Source organism: Streptomyces sp. SID3212 (assembly GCF_009865405.1).
Classification (GTDB): domain Bacteria; phylum Actinomycetota; class Actinomycetes; order Streptomycetales; family Streptomycetaceae; genus Streptomyces.
On record NZ_WWJY01001252.1, the window covers coordinates 1 to 3,624 of the forward strand.

The following is a 3,624-nucleotide window of genomic DNA, read 5'->3' on the forward strand; positions in this document are numbered from 1 at the left end:
CGGTCGAAGGAGACGGACGAGCCCAGGTCGACCTGGATCCACTGGTTGTCCTCGTAGGACGAGGACCAGCGGGAGCCTGGGTTGCCGTCGGTGGCGTTGGCGGCCGTGTTGGAGCCGTCCTCCGACGACGCGGTCGCCGTCCTGTGCAGCGCGAGGTCCGTGCCCGGCGCGGCGGTGTCGATCACCGACAGCGTCCAGAGCGAGGAACCCCAGCTGGTCGCGCGGGCGCCGCCGTTGATCCGCACGTAACGGCCGGTCCTGGCGGCGAAGTCCACCGTCTGGAGACTCGCGTTCCCGCTCTGGAAGGGCAGCGGTACGGCGGAGTTGTCGACGGACTTCGCGTCCGTCCACGTGTCACCGTCGGCGGAGATCTGCACGACGTACGTCTTCGCGTACGCCTGCTCCCAGGTGAGGTCCACCCGGTCGAAGGAGACGGACGAGCCCAGGTCGACCTGGATCCACTGGTCGTCCTCGAACGAGGAGGACCAGCGGGTCGTCGGGTCACCGTCGGTGGCGTGGGAGGCCGGGTTGCCCGACTCGTCCACGGAGGAGGCGGTGGCCGTCCTTCCCTTGGCGAGGTCCGTGCCGGGCACACTGCTGTCGAAGACCGACAGGGTCCACAGCGACGAGCCCCAACTCGTGGCGCGCGTCAGGCACTTGATCCGTACGTACCGCGCCGTGCGGCTGCCCAGGTCCACGGACTGCGTGTACGCGTCGCTGCCGCCGGTGAAGGGCAGCTTCACGTCGAACTCGTAGCCGAACTGGCGGATGCCGAAACGGGTGGTGCGCCGGTCGCTCTCCGCGCCCCCGACGGACGCGACCAGGGTCAGGTCGTGCAGGTTCGGCACGCCGTACCCGTTGGGCCACCACAACTTCGGCTTGCGCAGACGCAGTTGGCTGTAGTCGGCCGGGGCGAAGGTGACATCGGCCGTGGCGCCGGCGGCCACCGTGACGCTCCGGGAGACCTTGACGCCGTCGAACGACGCGGTGACGGTCACCTGTCGGTCGGCGGAGTCGGCGTTGCGGACGGGGACGACGATCGTCACCTCGGCGCTGCTCGTGTCGGGCAGGTCCGGCAGCTTGGTGTCCACCCGGGGGTCGCCGATGACGGCGTGGCCGGTCGAGCGCAGCCGTACGTGGTTCCAGATGCCCGACACGCGGTCGCGGACCGCCGGCATCCAGTCCCAGCCCGAGGAGGCCAGGTACGTGGGCGAGTTGCGGTTCATCATGTTGGCGCCGGCGTCCACCCAGGATTCGCCGGCCGGACCCTTGTCACCGGGGCTGCCGGGGAAGGGCATCGGCGAGATCTTCACGGCCAGCGCCTGCTCGCCCCGCACCAGCAGATCCGTCACGTCGTGCGCGGACCGGGCGAAGGGGAAGGTCAGCCCGCCGACCTGCTTGCCGTTGAGCCATACGTCCGCCTTGTGGTTGACGCCGTCGAACTCCAGCCAGACGTGGCGCCCCGCGCCGGTGCGCAGGCCCTTCGGCAGGCTGAAGCCCCGCCGGTACCACCAGGAGTGGCGGGACAGGGCCTCCGGGACGTGGAGGTTGTTCAGGCCGGCCACCGGGTCGGGCAGATGACCCTGGTCGACCAGCGTCGCCAGGACGGTGCCGGGGACCGTCGCGGGCAGCCAGCGGCTCGTGTCCACCGCCGTACGGGACAGGTCGGCGCCCTCGCCACCCGCCCAGTCGTCCATGGTCAGGGTCCACCCCGACTCCAGCGGTACGGTGCCGTCGTCGGCCACGTCGAGCGCGGGGGCCTTGTGGGTGTGGGTGCCCCAGTCGGTCCAGCCGGTGGCGGCGGGGCGGTGGCCCTTGGCCGTGCCGTACACCTCGAAGCCGTTGAGGCCCAGCGGGTTGGCGTTGGAGCGCTTGTTCACGGTGAGCCGTACCCACCGCGCGGTCACCGGCCTGGCCGGCTTGATCTCCACGAGGCCGCCCTTGCCCGAGGTCGCGCGGTGGACGGCGGTCCACGTGCGGTGGTCCCGGGACGTCTCGACCACGAAGTCGACCGCATAACTGGAAAGGAGCTCCTGGCCGGTGGTGTCGGTGCGCGGGTTGCCGCTCGTGGGGGGCACGAACACCGGGTCCTCCGACGTCGCCTCGAACGTCAGGGAGATGGAGTCCACCGAGCAGTCGGCCTGGAGGTCGACGGATATCCACTGCGGGTCGCCCGCCGCCGCACGCCAGCCGGTGCCCCGTACGCCGCCGGAGTTGAGCTTGTCCACGACGAACTCGGCCGGGGTGGGCGCGTAGTCGGTGGAGGACACCGCGACCGGGCGGTAGGCGGCGAGTTCACCGCGCGCGGTGGCCGCACCCCCGGCCGTGGTGGTGGCGGCGCGGCTGGTGCCGGGCAGCGCGACCCCGAGGCCGAGACCGGCGAGCAGGGTCGATCCCGTGGCGACGACAGACCGACGGGAGGGGTGTGGCGACTGATTCGACATGTGCAAGACGTCCATTCCAGGTGGGCCCGCAGGAGCAGGCGACCTGGCTCAGTTCGCCTGACAACGTTGCCATAGGCTGTAATCCGCCGCCGTTTCTGTCAAGAGTCGGGGCGATTCCGACTCGGTGAACGGAGGCCGGGAGCCGGCAGGCCCCTGAGAAACCCGCGGCGAAAAGTGGCTGTCCGCGTGACGGAGATCGCGGAGCCCGGCAGACTGCTGCCCAGATGGCGGCTGACAGCGACGCCGCGACGGGTGGGGGAAGGACGTGGACGGGTGCCGCTGAGCGCGGTGGATCCGGAGTCGATCGGCGGCTACCGGCTGCTGGACCGGCTCGGCTCCGGGGGCATGGGCGTGGTCTATCTGGCCAGTTCGGCCTCCGGCATGCGGGTGGCGGTCAAGGTGGTCCATGCCCAACTGGCCGGGGACGACGAGTTCAGGACCCGGTTCAAGCAGGAAGTGGCCGCCGCCCGCCGGGTCAGCGGCGCGTTCACCGCGTCGGTGGTGGACGCCGATCCCGATGCCGTACAGCCCTGGATGGCCACGCTCTACATGCCGGGGCCCACCCTGTCGCACCGGGTGGGCGGGGAAGGCCCGCTGCCGCCCGCCGAGTTACGGCGGCTGGCCCTGGGACTGGTGGAGGCGCTCGACGACATCCACCGCGCCGACGTGGTGCACCGCGACCTCAAACCGGCGAACGTGCTGATGGCGCGGGACGGGCCGCGCGTCATCGACTTCGGCATCTCCCGGGCGGCCGACCACCAGTCGTACACCACCACCGGACGGGTCCTGGGCACACCGCCGTTCATGTCGCCGGAACAGCTGAACCGCCCCCGTGAGGTGACCGCCGCCTCGGACGTCTTCTCGCTCGGCGCGCTGCTCATGTACGCGGCCACCGGGTGGGGGCCCTTCGACGACGAGAATCCGTACCTCACGATGTACCGGGTGGTGCACGAACAGCCCGTCCTGGACGGGGTGGCGCGGCCGCTGCGCCGGATCGTCGAACGGTGCCTGGCGAAGGAGCCGGAGGGACGGCCGGCCCTGGGCGAACTGGCCAAGATGCTGGAGGAGTTGCCGGAGGACGGCGAGTGGGACGTGTCGGCGGATCCGGCCCCCGGGACGGGGGCCGCCGCCCCGGTCACGACCGACCCCACGCCCGCCGCCGACCCCGCGCCGACGGCCG

The 3,624-nt window shown here is 71.5% G+C and carries 2 protein-coding genes; one reads left to right on the plus strand and one right to left on the minus strand.

The annotated features are described in order from the left end of the window. Positions 1–2,444: discoidin domain-containing protein (locus GT042_RS37690; RefSeq protein ID WP_202534820.1), on the minus strand; the 2,444-nt coding region annotated here is incomplete at its 3' end. Positions 2,445–2,717: 273 nt separating this feature from the next. On the opposite strand from GT042_RS37690, the gene GT042_RS37695 reads away from it, so the two are divergent. After that, a partial coding sequence (locus tag GT042_RS37695) for a serine/threonine-protein kinase (protein ID WP_161313171.1) occupies positions 2,718–3,624 on the plus strand: 907 nt, incomplete at its 3' end.